The sequence below is a fragment of the Myxococcales bacterium genome (assembly GCA_016706225.1).
In the GTDB taxonomy this organism is placed as follows: Bacteria; Myxococcota_A; Polyangia; order Polyangiales; family Polyangiaceae; genus JADJKB01.
On record JADJKB010000008.1, the window covers coordinates 493,885 to 510,241 of the forward strand.

A 16,357-nucleotide genomic window follows, 5' to 3' on the forward strand; every position below is an offset into this window, starting at 1 on the left:
CCCCGCTCAGAAGGACGGTGGGGCAAAGCCGGACGCGATGACTTTGCCCTTGCCGTCCTTGACGCGTGTGCTGCCGCTGCTGAGAAACGGCAGCGCACCGACGACCATCACCGCGGCGACGCCCATGGTGATCAGGCCCGCGGTCTTCAGGCCGGCCTTGTCTTCCAGCTTGCCGTAGCCCCAGAGCGCCATGCCCCCGAGCGCGAGCGGGATGCCAGCGCCGAGCCCGACGGTCCCGATGGTTCGCGAGCGTGCGCTGCCGCCGACGACCTTGAGGTTTGCCGTCCCGCGTCCGGGTTCGATTCGAAAGACGTTCGACGGCGACATTCCGTCGGCACGCACACGCGCCTCGTTGCCTTCGACGCGCAGCAGGCGATCACACGGCGCCGGGCAGGCAGCGCTCCAGTCCGAATCGTCGATGTAACTCCGGAGCTCGAGCACCGCTCCGGGATAGTCGGCGTGAACGTGCACGAACGCCGAGTGCAACGTCGCGGGCTCCGCGAACGGGCCCTTCGGCGCGCTCGGCTTGTCTGGCTTTGCGGCCGCTGAGCTCGACGGGGCAGAGCTCGGCCCGGGCGGCGGGGCGACAGGCGGCGGGGCGCTCGCGTCCGGCGTTTCGTCCGGCGCTGCCGCGGCGGCGTCCGATGCAGCGTCCGGCATTGGGTCCGCGGCAGAAGCTGCGCCCGCGAGTGCCAGCGTCGCCGCGCTCGCCAAGACCCACCGGTGTCGTGTCATCGCATCGGGATGGAAGCCCAACGCTCCGCTCTACCGCAAGTCCTTGACGCGCCGGCGCTCCGAGCGGTACCCGGGAGGGCGTGGAACCCGTCGTCGACCTGGCCCCCGGCGCCGACCACGATCCGCTCGCCTGCCAGATCGCCGAGCGCGTCCGTGCCGCCATCGCCCGCGCCCCGCTTCGGAGAGACTTCGACCGCATGCGGGGTGCCATCGGCATCGTCGCCGATGATGCCGATACTTCGCTGACACTGCGGTTCGACTTCGGGCGGCTGACGATTCACGAAGGGCTCGTGGGTGTGCCCACCGTCACCATCCGCGGCCCGACGGGCGGGCTCGAGGCGCTCTCGGAGCTGCCCCGCATGCCGGAGCGGGGTGTGGTCGCCTCGGGTCGGTCCCTGGCCGAGGTCGCGGGGGCGCTCCGGTCGGGAAAGTTGAAGATCTATGGACTCGCCGCGCACCCGCGCCTGGTCGTGCGTTTCCTTCGGCTGCTGGCTGCGGACTCCGAGAAGTGAAGGTGTCCCGCGGTTTTTGCCCGGGTGATGCCCCGGGCGAAACGCGCGGGCTTTGACGTTTGGGCGGCGCGCCGCTAACGTAAGCTGAAGCTAGGCGGAATTTCTCGTGAGCCGCTACAGACTCCGGTTCTTGTTGCAGGAAATCGATTTGCCCCAGGGTGACACCGTGGTGGGGCGAAGTGCTTCCTGTCATGTGACCATCGAAGACCCGCTCGTCTCCCGCCAGCACGCTCGCTTCCGCATCGAGGGCAATCGGGCGACGGTCGAGGACCTCAGCTCCCGCAACGGGCTGGTGATCAACGGACGGCCCTGCCACGGCCAGATCGACCTGTCTGACGGTGATCGTGTGCGGATTGGCACGCAGGAGCTCGTCTTCTGCGCGGTTCGCGCGCCGTCGAAGACGGGGGCTACCGCCGGGACCCGTCCGACGGGTTTCATGTGCCACTGCGCCGCCTGTGGTCTGCCGTACCCGATGGAGTCGCCCCAATGTCCGAGCTGCGGTTCCCGCGAGCGCATGGACGAAGACACGGTGAGCGGCGTCGTCGGTGAGGTGAGTCGCAACTGGACGCTGGAGTTGTTGGTCGAGGTGCTGCACCGAGCTGCGTCCCTGTACCGTTGGGACGACGTCGACCGGATGCTGCGCCGCTCGCAGGCCAACATCGAGGAGCGAGTGCGCGGCGGGCAGCCTGTCCAGTCGGAGCATCTGGACCAGCTCGCGGAAGCGGCGGCCCGGCTGGCGGAGGTGCGACAGTCCGCAGAGTGGGGCAACTGGCTCTTGGATGTGTACGCGACGCTCGGCATGGTGCCCCACGCGAGCATCACCGAACGCCTCTCGACCTTGCCGCCGGAGGCCCGGAAGTCCCTCGCGCCGGCGGCCAATCGTGTGCTCGAGAGCGTGGCGCTGCGCGGCGGCCCCAGTGAAGCGGACCGTGCTGCGTACTCCGGCGTCGAGTCGCTGTCGGTTCCGCCGGCCGACAGCTGATGGGTTACGCGCTCCGCTATCGCCAGCACGAGATCGAGCTCGTCCCCGGGCGGTTCGTGATCGGTCGGGCAGGTACCTGCCAGCTCGCGCTCGACGATCCTCTGGCGTCTCGGGAGCACGCTGCAATCAGCGTCGGCGACACCGAGGTGAGCGTCGAAGACCTGGACAGCCGCAATGGCGTGAGCGTCAACGAGACACGGATCGCGGGTCGCCGTGCCCTGGTGCCGGGCGACCGGGTGAGAATTGGCTCGCAAGAGCTGGTGCTGGTGTCCACGACAGCTTCCCCTCGGCGTGCCGCGCGTGCCGCGCCGACCGCGCGCTTTGCCGTCTTCGGCGTCGTCGGTGGTTTGGCGGACAAGGCCTTCGCCCTGGGTCATGTGGACGAGGCGGAGCGGCTGTTGGCAGGCCCGCTCGAGGAAATCGCGAGCCGTGCGGAGTCGGGCGCATTGGCCGACGCTGACACCGCAGAAAAGGTGGCCGCCTACGCCACCCGCCTGGCGCTGGCGACGGGGAAGGGGGCCTGGGTGGACTACGTCGTGCGGCTCTATCACGCCTTGGGGCGCCCGCTGCCGACGGCGGTGGTCGACGTTTTGCACGAAGTATTACGCAAGGTCGCTGGGGTCGATCGCGGGAAGTTCCGTAGCTACATCGAGGCGCTGCAGGCGAAGGCCGGTGAGCTGGGTCCCGCGGACCGCTTCATGGTCAGCCGCATCGAAGGACTCGAACGCGTGGTTCAGGCGCGCTGAGCCCGAAGAACTACGGGAGCCCTGGCGTCGCCGCGGGCCGCTCGCAGTGGAATCGCCGCTCGGGTGGGGTATGGTTCAGGCTGACAACCGTGAGTGACGCGCGACGCACCGACCCGGTGGGGATACAGATCGGCCCGCCTGAACGGTCAGTGAGGTTCTCGATCCTCTACCGTGGTCATCGATTCGAGCTCAAACCCGGCACGCTGGTGGTCGGGCGTGGCACCGGGTGTCAGTTGGTCTTGGACGATGCGCTGGTGTCGCGCAAACACGCCGAGATCGAGGTGACCGCGTCGTCCGCGACGTTGGTGGACCTGGGCAGTGTCAACGGTGTGTTCGTCAACGGAACGCGCGCGGGTGGACGGCAGGTGCTCGCCGATGGCGACAAGCTCGTGATCGGGCAGCAGGAGTTGACGCTGTTTGCCGCGGCCAATCCAACGCTGCTGCCGGAGTCGCCGACCGCACGCCTGAGCGCGGAGACCCTGGTCGGGCTCGAGTCGCCTCTCGCGCGGACCGCTGACGAGTCGGAGGCGACACATCAAGGGGACGCGCTGAGCTTGCTTGGTGGGGTCGTGGACAAGGTCCTGGCGCTGGGCCGCGGGGACGAGGCCGAGCGCATCCTCGGCAACTACCTGCGCAACTATCTGGCGATGGCCCAACGTTCCCAGGCCGTTACCCCGGACGGCGCAGAACGGGCCGTCGCGTACGCGGTGAAGCTGGCGAGTGCGACGGGGAAAGCGGAGTGGGTCGACTATGGGTTCGCGCTCTACTCCGTGCTGAAACGCCCGCTTCCCAACGTGATCGTCGAGCAGCTTTACACGGTGCTCCGGCAGACCAAGGGCGTGGATCTCACTCTTCTTCGGAGCTACGTCGAGATCCTGCGCTCCGTTTCGGCGCGCTTGGGGCCGACCGAGCGGTTTCTGGCCCAGCGGATCGAGGGCCTCGAGCGCCTGGCTTCGGCGTGAGCCGCTCCGCGTTCGCCAGGGACTGACCCATCGCCTCGGCGATGACCGCCCGAAGCTCGGGGTCGTCCACCTTGGCGAGACGCTCCTGGGCGTCGGCGGACAGGGCCACGGGTCTTGGCAGTCGGCGCGCTGGAGGTGGCTTGCTCCGCTCGGGTACCACCCCCGTACGAAAGCGAATCGAACGCACGGAGAGACCTCGGGCTACCAAACGCCCAACGATCTCTTCGGACAGGAATGACAACTCTTGAGCCCAAACCGGCGAGCTCACGACGACCGTGAGCACTCCGTTTTCGATGCCTCCGGGGGCCGTGCGCAGCGCAACGCGGTCGCCCGCGACTTCGCGCCAGGTCTCGTGGTCGAGTCCAACTCCGGCGCGGCGCGCGGCGGTGTCGCGCGCCTGGCCGAGCAAATCAGCCAGCGGCTCCGGGCCCGGACGCGCGCGCTTTTCCGCGAATGTGCGCGGTTGTCGCTTGTCGGTTGTCGGCCGCTTGACCATGGGTTAGCCAAGTTAGCACGGCGCCCGACAGCCCAGGGCCGTCCGCTCGAGCCGAGAAGCGATGCTCACGTTGCGACACGATCCATTTCCCTTCGAGGCGGTCCGCGACTTGATCGGGATCTTGCGAGCGCTCTACGCGGCGGAGCAACGCGGAGGTAGAGGCAGTCGTCGCGTGCGCGAGATCACCGGGATCGGAATCGAGCTTCGCCGCGCGGTCGATCTGGCGCTCGAGCACGAGCCGGGAACGCTGGGTCACGCCGCGGCGTGGGACCGCGCCGAACGGGCGACCTCCGCGCTGACCGCTCTCGTGGATTCGACCACACCGATTTCGCCCACCCTCGAGGCCGCGGCGCGTCGGGTGCGGGAGGAGCCCGCGAGGCAGGCGGCCCGGGAGCAGGCCCGGGCGCGGCGCCGCGCTCGGGGGTGAGCGGGGGTTCGGGTCTTTTGCGGGTCGCTCTTGACTTCTAGAAACGGAATGAATATTCACTCCGGCGTGGCGCTGACCCAGGACACCGGCAAACACGACGCCATCCTCGATGCGGCGGTCGAGCTGTTCGCCGAGCGGGGTTTTCACGGCACGGCGGTCCCGCTGGTCGCCGAGCGCGCCCATGTGGGGGCGGGCACCGTGTACCGCTATTTCGAGAGCAAAGAAGCTCTGGTCAATGCCCTGTTTCGCCGGGAAAAACAGCAATTTCTGGCGGCGCTGATGGGGGACTTTCCCGTCAATGCGGCGCCGCGGGAGCAGTTCCGTGAGCTCTGGCGCCGGATGCGCCGGTTTGCCGAGGAGCGCCCGGCATCCGCGATGTTCCTGGAGCTTCACCACCACGCCCCGTACCTGGACGAGCAGAGCCGCCAGCTGGAAAATAGCGGAATGGAGCTGTTTTATAGCTTCATTCGCGGTGCGCAGGAGCGGCAGGCCCTCAAGCCCATCGCCCCCGAGATCCTGGCGGCCGTCGTTCACGGCGCTTTCACGGGCGTCGCGAAGGCCGCCATGACCGGCCAGCTCGCTGCCGTCACCGAGCCGATGGACCTGGCCGAAGCATGCCTCTGGGAAGCGGTCCGGCTCTAGAGCCGTGAGCCGGCCAAGGATGACGGGCGAAGCTACGTGAGTCTTGGGAATGAACATTCATTCCGACTCGAGCTCGAAGAGAGAAAAGGGAGCAACCGACAATGGCAAAATCACAAATCGTTCTGGTGACTGGGGCAACGGCGGGGATCGGGCGCGAGGTCGCGCTGCACCTCGCGCGGCGTGGCATGCAGGTGTTTGCGACGGGGCGGCGCCAGCACGCCCTCGACGAGCTGAAACAGGAGGCCCGCGAGCTCGACCTGCACACGCTGCGCTTGGACGTGACCGACGCCGAGTCGATCCAGGCGGCGCGGGCGGAGATCGAGCGCATCACCGACGGCCACGGCGTCGACGTGCTGGTCAACAACGCGGGGTTCGGCATCGCAGCGCCGCTGGTCGAGGCATCGGACGCCGATGTTCGGGCGCAGTACGAGACCAACGTGTTCGGGCTGCTGGCGATGACGCGCGCCTTCACTCCGGCGATGCTCGCGCGGCGGTCGGGTCGTGTCATCAACGTGAGCAGCATCGGCGGTCGAGTGACCTTGCCGTTTTTTGGCGCCTACAACTCGACGAAGTTTGCCGTTGAGTCCTTGTCCGATGCGATGCGGCGTGAGCTTCAGCCGCTCGGCATCCGCGTGTCCATCATCGAGCCGGGAGTGATTCGCAGTGAGTTTGCCGAGAAATCCATGACCTTCGTAGACAGCCGTTCGTCCGCGGATCAGTCGCCGTTTGCCGATGTGTACGCGGGTGCCCAGGCGATTCGTGCAAGCTTCGAGGCCACCGCCGTCGGTCCGGAGGTCATCGCGCGCGCTGTGGAGCGAGCCATCACCGCGCGCCGCCCCAAGGCCCGCTACGTCGCCCCGGCGGCGGCCCGCTCGTTCTTGGTCCTGGCGGCGGTGCTCCCGACGGCGTGGTTGGACGCGCTCATGATCTGGGGACTCGCTCGACTGGGGCGCATGCAGCGACCCGCAAAGACGCCGGCCCTCGACGCTGGGGCGCCGAGCGTGTCGTCGGGCTGAGCGGGGTGGCCCGAGAAGCCAGTAAATTGGCCGGCCCGGTCAACGACATCGTCAACCCCGCGGTGCCACAGTCCCGTTGCCGCCGGGTCCCGCGCGAGAAGCGGGGGTCCCCAGGCGAGCGGGAGTGATGCTCGGATGACGAAACTCGGATTGTCGGGGGCGCTCGCGGTGTTGTTCGTTGGGTTGGGGGCCTGCGGTGGAGAGCCGGACGCCGGGACTTCGTTCGAGCGTCTGACGCCAGCGCCCAAGTTCGACGGCGATCCGGCCAACCAGGCGGTGTTCGCGGTCGACGTTTCGTTCTGGGAGACCCCGCTCTCTCAGAGCGAAATGGACTGTTACTGGGACTCCGGCGTGCGCCACGTCGTCGTTGGCACGCAGGTGGATTACATCACGCGCGAGCAGCTGGAGATGGCGGTCTCGCGGGGCATGACCGTCGATGCTTATGTCTACCTGTACTGGGACATGGACATCACGGCCCAGGTCAAGCAGGCGTTCGCGCGGGTCTCCGGCTTCCCGATCGGGCGCATGTGGCTCGACGTCGAGCAGGATCCGGGCGGGCGGGGGGCCAACACCCTGATCGCCGCCGTCCAACAAGCGGTGGCGGTGTGTCAGGCCCAGGGCACGGCGGAATGTGGGATCTATACGGGTCCTGGTTACTGGCGGACGCACATGAACGACACCACGGCGTTCAGCGATCTGATGCTCTGGTGGGCGCACTACGACAACAAGACCTCGCTCTCCACCTGGGCCGCAGATCAGTTCGGCGGCTGGAAGAAGCCCGTTGCCAAGCAGTTTGCGACCAAGCCCTTGTGCGGTGTGGGCGGTACCGACTGGAACACCATGCAAGTCACGGCGACCCCCAGCGTGGTCGTGGATCGCACGCCCGCGCCCGACACCGGACAAGCGCCGGTTGCGCCAGCCGGGCTCTGGCCGCCGAACGGTGCGGTGTTGCCGGTCGAATACGCGAAGCTGATGTCCGCCCTCGTGCCCGGCGCGAAGAACTACGAGATCGGGGTGGAGCGTTGGACCGGGGCGGCGTGGATCCCCTATTTTGCCTGGAAGAACGCCAACGCCTTCATCAAGATGCACCCATCGATCCCGAACAACTTCTATCGCTTCCGCGTGCGCGCCCAGAACACTCAGGGCTGGGGCGGGTGGTCCGAGTGGTCCGCGTTCGAGTACGGAAAGTACCTGGGAACCCCGCCGAGCGCGGGCACACCGGTCGCGCCGGGCGCGGACGCGGGCCCACCGCCGACGTCGGACGGCGGGCCACCCCCGGTCGCGGATGCAGGCGCGCCGCCGCCGGCGACCAATGGTCCAACCAACCTCACTCCAGAATCCGGTGTGCTGATCAGCACGTCGAGCGTCACGCTCGCCTGTGCGCCTGTGATCGGCGCGACTGCTTACGAGTTTGCGATCGAGCCGCAGGCTCAGAGCGCGTGGGCGCCCTACTTCACCTACTCGAACACGCTTCCGTCGCGCACGTTCTACCCCAAGACCCACGGCGCGGGTTATCGCTGGCGGGTGCGCGCAAAACAGGCCGGCGGCTTCGGAGAGTGGTCCGCGTACTCCACCTTCCAATTCAAATGAACGGCGCCTGGCGGCCCAGGCAGTCGTGAACTTCAACCGCGCTCGCGCGCCTGAAGCGCACGTTTGCGCTCGATGCCCCAACGATAGCCTGACGAACTGCCGTCCAAGCGCACGACACGGTGGCAGGGGATGGCGACCGCCAGGGGGTTTTCGGCGCACGCGTGCGCCACGGCCCGGACCGCTCGTGGCGCGCCGACGAGCTTCGCGAGCTCGGTGTAGCTGAGCGTCGTGCCGACCGGCACTGCGGACAGTGCGCTCCACACCCGTTCCTGAAACGCCGTGCCGCGGATATCGAGGGGCAGCCGAGTGCCGAGCTTGGGATCGTCGACGAGCCCGACCACCAGCCCGACTAGGCGCTCGAACTCGGCGTCCGCGCCGAGCAGCCGCGCGTGAGGGAAACGAGCTTCCAGCTCGCGAACCAACGGCGCCGGCTCGTTGCCCAGCGAAATGGCGCAGATCCCCCGGACGGTGGCGGCGACCAGGATGGCTCCGAGGGAGCACTGGCCCACGGCGAACCGGATCTCGTCGCCTGCGCCGCCGCCGCGGAACTGGCTCGGGGTCATGCCGAGACGTGCGGTGGACTCGGCGTAGAAGCGCCCAGACGAGCCGTAGCCGGCATCGTAGAGGGCGTCGGTCACCGTGCGCTGCCGCGTGAGCTCGCCTCGAGCGCGACTCGCGCGATGGGCCGCAGCATAGGCTCTGGGCGTCACGCCGGTGACGGATTTGAACATGCGCTGCACGTGACCAGGGCTCGTCCCGGTGTGTGCGGCGAGCACGTCGAGGGTCAGTAGTTCGGCGCTGTCCTCGATCAGGCGACACAGCGCGGCGACCTCGGCTGCGCGCCGTTCGGCGGGCGGCGGCTCATCGGGACGGCAGCGCTTGCATGGGCGAAACCCAGCGCGCGCTGCTGCCTCCGCCGACTCGTGGAACCGAACGTGCTCGGATCTTGCTCGGCGCGCGCCGCACGACGGACGGCAGTACACCCCCGTCGTCGCGACCGAGTAGAAGAATGTGTCATCGGCGTTCGCATCGCGGGTGTGGATGGCGCGAAAGCGGGCGTCCGCTTGGAGCGCGGCCGACGTTCGATCCGAGTCTCGGGCCTGGGGCATGACCCGAAGCTAGCTGCGAGACGCCCTTCGGGCACTCCGATTCTGGTTCTCGAATCCAGCGGAACGCGGGAGTTCTCAGTCTTCGCTGTCCCAGTCGAGATCGAGCTCCGATGGATCCTCGCGCCGCGTCGGTGTCCGGGAGTCTCTCCACGGACCCGGCAGGGTCAGGGCGCCGGCCACCGTCGGCGGCCGGTCGCGGACGCGGCCTCGGTTTTTTTCGAACGGGTACCGCTGGGCACCCGGATCGGCTATAGAGCGCCGGTCTCGAAGCCGAAGTGGCGGAATTGGCAGACGCGGCGGATTCAAAATCCGCTTCTCGCAAGGGAGTGTGGGTTCAAGTCCCTCCTTCGGCACCGGCTTCGCCGCGCACGTACCGCGTGCGCGGCGAAGCGTTGGTTTTCAGTGCCAGCTGCGGCCGCCGTCGTCGCTCGTGAGCATCTCGAGCAGCGCGCGCATGTGGGTGTCGCGGCGCCAGACCACGTAGAACCGCCCGTCGAGGGCCGCCACCCGCACGTCGACGGGCGAGCCGATCTCGTTCGGCGCCGCCACCAGCACCGGACGCTCGGCCTGCCACCTGCCGATGCGAGTCACCTGCGTCAGCACACGGCCTTCTGTGACGTGTGCCACCAGCACGACCTCGCCGTCGCAGGTGCCAACGCTGCGCTTGACGCTGTGGCGCCCGGTCACGACGAGCGGGGCAGCAAAGGGCAACGCGGCCAGCGTGTTGCCGACCGGAAACAGCAAACGCAGGGTGTCGTCGCTGGCCGAGAGCAGCGACGCCGGACAGTTGCCACAGACCGGCGACAACTCCGCGTCGGCGCCGCGCTCGAGCCCGAAGGCATGCAGCCGCTGCTCGCCGAGCGCAATCAACGACTCGCCGCGCGCGGCGAGCGACGAAAGGGAACACCGTTTCACCGTGCACGCCGCAGGCCGCTTCGCGCATGGGCTCCGCCACCACCGCGCCGGTGGGTAGCGGCAGGCGCAGCGGCGAGCCCCACTTCCAGCCCGATTCCGGAATGTCGTAGAGCGCCAGCTGTGCGCTGTCGTCCGGTGCCCGCTCCACCACGATCAGGCGGGGTTTTGGCCGCGTCAGAAGCGCGATCAGCGTTCCGGGCGGCGTCGACAGCAGCTCGACCTTGCCATCGCCCCCGAGCCGCAGCGCGGCGCCGCCCTGGCGACTGGGATCGCGCGGCCCGATGAAGATCAGCGGTGCGGCTCCCGCCTTTGCATCGTCGACCAGCCACAGGGGTGTGCCCGCCACCAGCGGCTCGAGCCCTTCAGGGAGCGCCGGCAGCTCGATGGCCGAGCCGAGCCTTGCTGCACCCGCTTCGATCCGAGCGACCCATGCGCTCGAGTACACCCTGTTTTCGTCGCGTAACGTCGTGAGCACCAGGCTGGGCGCACCGTGCCGGTAGAGCACGACCGGCACGTCCGGTCGCCCCTCGGCGCGACCGCCGCTGCCTGTGACAAACTTGAAACTCACACCGCGATCGTGCGAACGCCCGAGCTGGACGCTGACCGCATCCTGGTCCCGCTCCCGCGATGCCAGGCTGAGCCTGAGCTCCCCGTCTGCGGCGTCGAGCGCGAGGGCCGTGCGCTGGATGAACTCCGCGGGTGCGTCCAGGACGACGTGGGCGGTCGGAAGCGGCGTCGGCTCGGTCGTGGGCGAGGGTGGAGGACAAGCGCCGAAGTCGAGGCTGCCCTCCCCGATCGCAATGCGGCACGCGCCCTTGAGCAGTGCGCTCACGCCGGTCTCGAGGCTCTCGACCTCACCGGCGGCAAGCTCGTCAGCGCGCGCCCGAAAGCGGCCCTCTTGCAGGGTGTCCTCGACCGCGATGAGCTCCCTCACGCCGTCCGGATCGCGCTTGAAGCGGATTTTTGCGAGGGCCTGGGTCTGGGAGCGCACCCGCTGCGCCAGTGCGGCGCAGCCGACGAGCGGAGTCGAGTCGGGAGGGGAGAGCTCGAGCTCGTCCCGGAGCGCGCTCGAGCCCCGTTTGGCCGTGTCGACACACGCCGAGAGATCGACCGCGCTCGTGTACAGCTCCTTCGAGATGCGCTTGCCGTCCTGCCGCCCGCTGAACCAGATCGCCCCGAGGGTCACCAGCCCCGCGATCAGAGCGAGGGCGCCCGCGGCGTTGAGCGGCCGAAATCCGGGCTCGGGTGCAGCGGCTGGCTGGGATTTTCGTTCTCGGGTCGGAGCGTCGCCGGTCAAGCGGCCATGCTATCGTCTTCGCTCTCCAGGTGAGAGTCGAATCCACGATGAGTCCGGCGGTCCCGTTCTGGTTCGGAGTCATGGCGCTGGCGCTCGCTGCGTGCTCTGCGGAATCGGGATCCGACGGCGGAACGACCGGCTCCGGGGGCGCGCCGTCAGGTGGAGGCACCAGCAGCTCGGGGGGCGGCAGCACGGGCACCGGCGGCGCGCCGAGCGGCGGCGGGGTGAGCAGCGGCGGACTCGGCGGCGGCGGACTCGGCGGCGGCGGGGCGGCGGGAGCCGCCGGCAGCACGAGCGGCGGCACCGGCGGCAGCACGAGCGGCGGCACGGGCGGTGTTGGTGGCAGCGCGGGCACCGGAGGAGGTTGCGTCGATCCCGGGCCGGAGCCCAACGACAGCATCGTGCTCGCGACGCCTGCGTGTGGTGTGCCCACGTGTGAGGTCACGGACTGCGACAACACGGGCTCGACGAGCTTCGGCGGCCCGAAGCCGAGCATCAAGGGTGTAACGGGGCCCGGCGATCCCGATCACTTCCGCTTCGACGGTAAGGACGGCTTCGGGCTGTGCAGCGTGAACGCCGAGGCGCAAACGAAGGACGTCGGATTTCGTTTGTGCTTGTTCGTCGGGTGCAAGGTGGGCGCGACGAAGGTCACTGCTTGCCCCGGAGGACTTGCTGCCGACACCCAAGGGGCCCCGGGCTGCTGCGTGCAAGCCCCGGGCATCGCGAAGATCACCTATGACTGCACGGGCAGCCCTTCGGACGACGACTCCGCGCGCATCACGGTGCGCGTCGACGAAGCTAGCGTTTGTACGCCCTACGTCGTCGACTACCACTTCTGATGCCGCGCCGCGCCAGAGGCGCCGAGCTCAGGGTTTGCCCGTCCCGGGAGCGTGGCTCTTGCACCAATCGATGCCTGCCTGGCTGGGGGTCGCACTCGGCGCGCCAGTCGGCGGCGTCGCCAGCGCAGGGTTGTCGAAGTCGAACAGGTCGAGCAGCGGCCAAGCGTTGGCGTCGCGCGCGGTCATCGCCGGCAGATCGAAGCGGTTCTGGATGAAGCGCGTGACGCTGGTGATGTCCGTGTCCGTGTGGCTCACGTAGCCGGGTTTGCTCCAGGGTGAAGCAATCACGAACGGCGTGCGTATGCCGAGGCGGTCGAACTTGTAGGTGGGCGGGAGCTCCCCGTCGGGCTCACACGCTTCTGGGGGGGCGACATGGTCGTAGAACCCACCGTGTTCGTCGTAGAGCAGGATGAACACGGTCTTCTTCCAGACCGCGGGAGAGGCCATGAGTTTGTTCAGCACGCGTGCGGTGAGGGCTTGGCCGAGCTGCATGTTCGCCGGCGGATGTTCGTCGTTCTGGCTGCCTCCAGTGAAGCTCGGGTCGATGATGGAGAGCGCGGGCAGCTTGTCGGCGTCCACATCCTTGTCGAACTGACTCAGCGCCACGCCGAGATACTTGACGCCGAACAGCACCGCGAACGACGTGATGCCGTCCCGGTAGATCTTCCAGCTGCGCCCGGCCTTATCCATCAGGTCGAGGAGTTTGTCCGAGTTCTGATAGACGTTGTTCGCGAGGAAGCTGAAATCGCTGGTCTTGACGTTGCCCCAGGAAGTTCCCGCGTAGAAGTAGAAGCGGTTGGACCAGGTCGGGCCGAGCAGCGAGCAGAAGTGGCGGTCGCTCATCGAGAAGCTCTTCGCCATCCAGTAGTAATAAGGCAGGTCGGCTTCGGTGTAATAACCCATCGCCCGGGCGCCGCCGGGGTTGTTGGTCGCGACGAAGCCGTCCATCTTTCCGTCGTCGAACTGCTGGTGGACCTCCTCCCAGTCGTGGGCGACGTCCTTCAGGCAGTAGCGGCTCTCGTGATACCGCTGCACCGACCCGGGCGGATTCGCGTCGGGGTCGGGGTTGGATGCGTTCGCCGCTGGCACGTCCACGTCCTTGACTCCATACGCGGCCAGGTTCGAAAAATAGTGATCGAAGCTGCGGTTCTCCTGCATCAAGACCACGATGTGCTCGAACGGCATCGAGTCGCCGTGGGGGACCGTCGGCCCCACGGACTCCGTGGTCTTGGAGCCGGAGGTGAACTTGCACGCCTTGCGATCCTGCGCGTGCAGATCGAAGTAGTTGCCCGTGCCGCCAGCCCCGGCCGCCCCGCCGGAAGCTCCGGCGGCGCCACCACTGCCCGCCGCGCCGCCGCTGCCCGACGTACCACCGCCGCCGCTGCCACCTCCGCCACTGCCTGACGCACCACCGAAGCCCACCGAGCCGTCGCTCGACGTACCGCCGGAGCTCTGGGTCTCAGCGCCGCCGTCATCTCCACACGCCGTCAGCCCCAGACAAAGGGCCGCACCCGCCGCCGCAACCAGCCCAACCCGCGTGCGCATCTGGTCTCGAGAATAGCCCAGTTCCGTCCGACAGGCTCAGCGGATTCTCTCGCGCAGAACTTCTGTCAGGGTCGCAAAGTCAGCGCGCCGCGCGAGCCGCGCCGCGGCGAGTGGCCTGGTAGGCGGCAAACGAGCCAAGCCAGTGGCTGCCCGCATAGTGCTCCCCGGTCACGGCTGCGAGCCCCCGCTCGGCGTGCGCCGCGGCCGCGGCCAGCAGCGGCCCGCGACGCGAGTCCGATGTCGCCAGTCCGTGGGCGATCCCCTCCAGCATCCAGGCGCGGCTCGAGTTGAGCCCGTCGAGGTGAGCGAGCTTGCCGTCGCTCGGATCGGGGCACAGCGCCGGGGCGAGCCACTGCGCGTCGAGCGTCACGGGGATCTGCGGCAAGAAGCGGCCGAGAAAATCCGAGAACTCCTCCGCGCCAAGCACCCGGCGCATGAGGTCGGCCTCGGCCAGACAGGGGGAGAGAAAATCGTAGCCCGAAGGCTCGAGGTGAAGGGCGCCGTTCTCATCGGAGGCGTAGAGCTCCCGCAGCCTGGTTCGAGCGCGTTCACCCATCGCGGTGGCCCCGCAGCCTTGCGCCCAATCGAGAAACAACGCCGCGCCGAACGCGGTCTGGGCGTGCTCACCTGTGCGCACCGGATGGGGCAAGCGCTCGAGGTAACCGAGCAAGCGCGCCGCCGCGAGCTCCGCCAGGGGAGCCAGGGTCGTGTGCCAGCTACGCGCGTCCGCGTCGTCCCACTCGTGGAGCTCGAGCGCCAACGTGAGCAGCCAGCCCATGCCGTACGGCACCTCGAAGCTGCGGCGTCCCGGGTGGTCGAGGTGGGCGAGTTCGGCGGCGACCTTTTCTGGCGTCAGCCCGTGGGCGAGGGCGGCCCGCGCCGAGGCGACAGCGGAAGCGTCGGGGAAGAGCCGGCACAAACGCACGAGGGTCCAGTGGCCATGCACCGCCGAGTGCCAGTCGTAACAACCGAAGAAGATCGGCGTCAGACTGCGCGGTGGCGCCACGTCGGCGTCGCTCTCGAGCGCGTGCAAGATCTTGTTGGGGTACTCCCGGTGAATGCCCGCCAGCACCAGGCCGATCAGGTGCTCTGCGCTCCGAGACGAGAACTGGGCTTGCACGCTCCCGCCAAACTATCACACGTCGGCCGCGCTCCGACTGGAACGGCAGACCAGCACTACGTCATCGAGCACATACAGCGGGGCGCTCGGATCACCGCCGGACAGATAGGGTGCGCGGCTGAACCGCACGAGCTCGAGCCCGACCGGTGGCAGCACACGGAGCGCGAGCTCGGTGACGGCGTGCTCCCACACAGCCGAGCGCAGCGGGAGTCTTTCATCCGGCGCGCGGCTGCTTCCGCCTGCGTAGACGAAGGGCGCGTAGGGTAGGGGCGTGGCGAGCACCAGCTGTCCGTCCGGCTCGAGGGCGGCCGCGAGGCGCCCGAGCAGGCTGGCGGGACGCGACGCCCGATCGATCACGTTGAGGCAGGTGATCAAATCGAAACGCCCCGGCACGTCTTCGACGGCCGCATCGAGGCGATGGCAGACGAATCCTGCCGCCCGCAGTCGGCGCGCCATCATGCGGGAGGTCTCGGTGGTCTCGACCTGCGACACCAACGGCGCAAGGCGTCGGGTGACGCCGCCGTTCCCTGCACCGACGTCGAGCAGCGCTCGGCGCCGCCCGTCGCCGAGCAGTGCCCGCCATTGCGCGGTGCCGAGGAGAAATAGCGGGTAGGTGCCGAGTAGGCCGTTGACGTCGAAGTCACTCATCAGGTGGCGCAGCGCCGAGTGGGCGAGCGACAGCCCCCGGCCGTGTCGCCCGGTCACCGCGGCATCGATGAACTCCCGGGTGGCGTCGTCCAGACCGAGCGGCAGGAAGAGGGGCCGAAGCTCTTCCGGTAGGCGTCCGAGGTCGCAGCCATACCGGAGGCTGACTCCGGCGTGGCTCGTGTCCCCGGTCGGCGTGGTATCAATGGGCGCCATGCAGCGTCCTTCCCTCGCGTCGTGGCTGGGCGATCACGCGGCGCATCACGACATGATCACGTGGGCCGGCGCCTACGATGATGACTGGGTGCGCGCGTGGCGCGAGTGCCCGCGCGGAGATTGGCTGCTCGGGCTCGCCGCACGCTTGGGAGTCGAGCGTCCGAAGTTGGTGCTGGCTGCGACCGCGGCGGCGCGCACCGCGCTCGAGCCGGTGCCGCCGGGCGCGGAGCTGATCGAGCGCGCGCTCGCGCTCGCGGAGGCCTGGGCTCGCGGCCACGCCTCGCTCGAGGAATGTCGTGCTCGGAGCGCAGAGCTCGACCGTTTCGCCCCACCGGATCCGGTGCTGGCCACCGCCGCCGCCGCGGGCCTGTGCGCCCTGCTCAGCGTAGAAGATGCCGATGCTGCCGCGGGCGCCGCGGCCAACGCCGCACAAGCGGCGCTGTTCGGCGCGGCAGACTGCGCGCTCTTGCCCTTGCTGGGCTACGCCCAGCGCGAGACCGCCGAACGCGTGCGTGAGCACCTCCCGGTCGAGCTCATTCTGTCTCATCTCGATTCGCAGTGAA

The 16,357-nt window shown here is 68.7% G+C and carries 17 protein-coding genes and 1 tRNA gene; 11 read left to right on the plus strand and 7 right to left on the minus strand.

Translation table 11 applies throughout. The features are described 5' to 3' along the window. Positions 1-6: 6 nt before the first annotated feature. Positions 7-735 (minus strand): hypothetical protein, encoded by a 729-nt coding sequence (locus tag IPI67_16215; GenBank protein ID MBK7581740.1) that lies wholly within the window; start codon positions 733-735, stop codon positions 7-9. An 80-nt stretch (positions 736-815) separates the two neighbouring features. On the opposite strand from IPI67_16215, the gene IPI67_16220 reads away from it, so the two are divergent. From IPI67_16220 to IPI67_16235, 4 genes are all read left to right on the plus strand, one after another. Further along, complete coding sequence (locus tag IPI67_16220; protein ID MBK7581741.1) at positions 816-1,247, plus strand: hypothetical protein; 432 nt, start codon at positions 816-818, stop codon at positions 1,245-1,247. A gap of 106 nt (positions 1,248-1,353) precedes the next feature. Next, the gene (locus IPI67_16225) at positions 1,354-2,229 is read left to right on the plus strand and encodes an FHA domain-containing protein (GenBank protein ID MBK7581742.1); all 876 of its coding nucleotides are present in this window, start codon (positions 1,354-1,356) and stop codon (positions 2,227-2,229) included. Then, the gene (locus tag IPI67_16230) at positions 2,229-2,975 is read left to right on the plus strand and encodes an FHA domain-containing protein (GenBank protein ID MBK7581743.1); all 747 of its coding nucleotides are present in this window, start codon (positions 2,229-2,231) and stop codon (positions 2,973-2,975) included. Before IPI67_16225 ends, IPI67_16230 begins: the two co-directional genes overlap by 1 nt. An 89-nt stretch (positions 2,976-3,064) precedes the next feature. Continuing rightward, entirely contained in the window at positions 3,065-3,937 is an 873-nt protein-coding gene (locus tag IPI67_16235; GenBank protein MBK7581744.1) for an FHA domain-containing protein, read from the plus strand. Here the strand turns inward: IPI67_16235 and IPI67_16240 are convergent. Further along, a complete protein-coding gene (locus tag IPI67_16240; GenBank protein ID MBK7581745.1) occupies positions 3,822-4,433 on the minus strand; it encodes a DUF721 domain-containing protein in 612 nt (203 codons plus the stop codon). The genes IPI67_16235 and IPI67_16240 overlap by 116 nt on opposite strands. Positions 4,434-4,494: 61 nt before the next feature. On the opposite strand from IPI67_16240, the gene IPI67_16245 reads away from it, so the two are divergent. The 4 genes from IPI67_16245 (at position 4,495) to IPI67_16260 (ending at position 8,108) form a co-directional block, all read left to right on the plus strand. Continuing rightward, positions 4,495-4,860 carry a hypothetical protein gene (locus IPI67_16245; protein ID MBK7581746.1) on the plus strand — a complete coding sequence of 122 codons (366 nt, stop codon included), beginning with the start codon at positions 4,495-4,497 and terminating at the stop codon, positions 4,858-4,860. 48 nt (positions 4,861-4,908) lie between these two features. After that, on the plus strand, positions 4,909-5,502 hold the full coding sequence (locus IPI67_16250) for a TetR/AcrR family transcriptional regulator (protein MBK7581747.1): 594 nt from the start codon (positions 4,909-4,911) through the stop codon (positions 5,500-5,502). Positions 5,503-5,603: 101 nt separating this feature from the next. Beyond that, positions 5,604-6,518, plus strand: coding sequence for an SDR family oxidoreductase (locus IPI67_16255; GenBank protein ID MBK7581748.1), 915 nt, complete (start codon positions 5,604-5,606; stop codon positions 6,516-6,518). A 135-nt stretch (positions 6,519-6,653) separates the two neighbouring features. Then, complete coding sequence (locus IPI67_16260) at positions 6,654-8,108, plus strand: hypothetical protein (protein ID MBK7581749.1); 1,455 nt, start codon at positions 6,654-6,656, stop codon at positions 8,106-8,108. A gap of 32 nt (positions 8,109-8,140) precedes the next feature. Here IPI67_16260 and ada read toward each other — a convergent pair whose 3' ends face one another. Further along, complete coding sequence (gene ada / locus IPI67_16265) at positions 8,141-9,217, minus strand: bifunctional DNA-binding transcriptional regulator/O6-methylguanine-DNA methyltransferase Ada (GenBank protein MBK7581750.1); 1,077 nt, start codon at positions 9,215-9,217, stop codon at positions 8,141-8,143. Positions 9,218-9,486: 269 nt separating this feature from the next. Between ada and IPI67_16270 the strand changes: the two genes are divergently transcribed. Then, positions 9,487-9,570: transfer RNA gene (locus tag IPI67_16270), tRNA-Leu, on the plus strand. On the opposite strand, the gene IPI67_16275 is transcribed toward IPI67_16270, so the two are convergent. Next, a complete protein-coding gene (locus tag IPI67_16275) occupies positions 9,552-11,429 on the minus strand; it encodes a hypothetical protein (protein ID MBK7581751.1) in 1,878 nt (625 codons plus the stop codon). The two genes, IPI67_16270 and IPI67_16275, sit on opposite strands and share 19 nt — an antisense overlap. Positions 11,430-11,476: 47 nt before the next feature. Here IPI67_16275 and IPI67_16280 point away from each other — a divergent pair, with 47 nt between their 5' ends. Further along, positions 11,477-12,268: a hypothetical protein gene (locus IPI67_16280; GenBank protein MBK7581752.1), complete on the plus strand. Its 792-nt coding sequence runs from the start codon at positions 11,477-11,479 to the stop codon at positions 12,266-12,268. Between the two features lie 27 nt (positions 12,269-12,295). On the opposite strand, the gene IPI67_16285 is transcribed toward IPI67_16280, so the two are convergent. The 3 genes from IPI67_16285 to IPI67_16295 form a co-directional block, all read right to left on the minus strand. Next, the gene (locus IPI67_16285) at positions 12,296-13,813 is read right to left on the minus strand and encodes a hypothetical protein (protein ID MBK7581753.1); all 1,518 of its coding nucleotides are present in this window, start codon (positions 13,811-13,813) and stop codon (positions 12,296-12,298) included. Between the two features lie 79 nt (positions 13,814-13,892). After that, positions 13,893-14,933, minus strand: coding sequence for a DUF2891 domain-containing protein (locus IPI67_16290; GenBank protein ID MBK7581754.1), 1,041 nt, complete (start codon positions 14,931-14,933; stop codon positions 13,893-13,895). 15 nt (positions 14,934-14,948) lie between these two features. Further along, positions 14,949-15,794 carry a methyltransferase domain-containing protein gene (locus IPI67_16295; GenBank protein ID MBK7581755.1) on the minus strand — a complete coding sequence of 282 codons (846 nt, stop codon included), beginning with the start codon at positions 15,792-15,794 and terminating at the stop codon, positions 14,949-14,951. On the opposite strand from IPI67_16295, the gene IPI67_16300 reads away from it, so the two are divergent. Further along, positions 15,793-16,356, plus strand: a complete 564-nt coding sequence (locus IPI67_16300) for a hypothetical protein (protein MBK7581756.1) — start codon at positions 15,793-15,795, stop codon at positions 16,354-16,356. The genes IPI67_16295 and IPI67_16300 overlap by 2 nt on opposite strands. Position 16,357 lies beyond the last annotated feature (1 nt).

Coding starts and splice junctions, on each gene's coding strand:
- IPI67_16260 (MBK7581749.1), top strand. CDS start 6,654: ATGACGAAACTCGGATTGTCGGGGGCGCTCGCGGTGTTGTTCGTTGGG.
- IPI67_16245 (MBK7581746.1), top strand. CDS start 4,495: ATGCTCACGTTGCGACACGATCCATTTCCCTTCGAGGCGGTCCGCGAC.
- IPI67_16280 (MBK7581752.1), top strand. CDS start 11,477: ATGAGTCCGGCGGTCCCGTTCTGGTTCGGAGTCATGGCGCTGGCGCTC.
- IPI67_16230 (MBK7581743.1), top strand. CDS start 2,229: ATGGGTTACGCGCTCCGCTATCGCCAGCACGAGATCGAGCTCGTCCCC.
- IPI67_16240 (MBK7581745.1), bottom strand. CDS start 4,433: ATGGTCAAGCGGCCGACAACCGACAAGCGACAACCGCGCACATTCGCG.
- ada (MBK7581750.1), bottom strand. CDS start 9,217: ATGCCCCAGGCCCGAGACTCGGATCGAACGTCGGCCGCGCTCCAAGCG.
- IPI67_16300 (MBK7581756.1), top strand. CDS start 15,793: ATGCAGCGTCCTTCCCTCGCGTCGTGGCTGGGCGATCACGCGGCGCAT.
- IPI67_16255 (MBK7581748.1), top strand. CDS start 5,604: ATGGCAAAATCACAAATCGTTCTGGTGACTGGGGCAACGGCGGGGATC.
- IPI67_16295 (MBK7581755.1), bottom strand. CDS start 15,794: ATGGCGCCCATTGATACCACGCCGACCGGGGACACGAGCCACGCCGGA.
- IPI67_16250 (MBK7581747.1), top strand. CDS start 4,909: ATGAATATTCACTCCGGCGTGGCGCTGACCCAGGACACCGGCAAACAC.
- IPI67_16215 (MBK7581740.1), bottom strand. CDS start 735: ATGACACGACACCGGTGGGTCTTGGCGAGCGCGGCGACGCTGGCACTC.
- IPI67_16285 (MBK7581753.1), bottom strand. CDS start 13,813: ATGCGCACGCGGGTTGGGCTGGTTGCGGCGGCGGGTGCGGCCCTTTGT.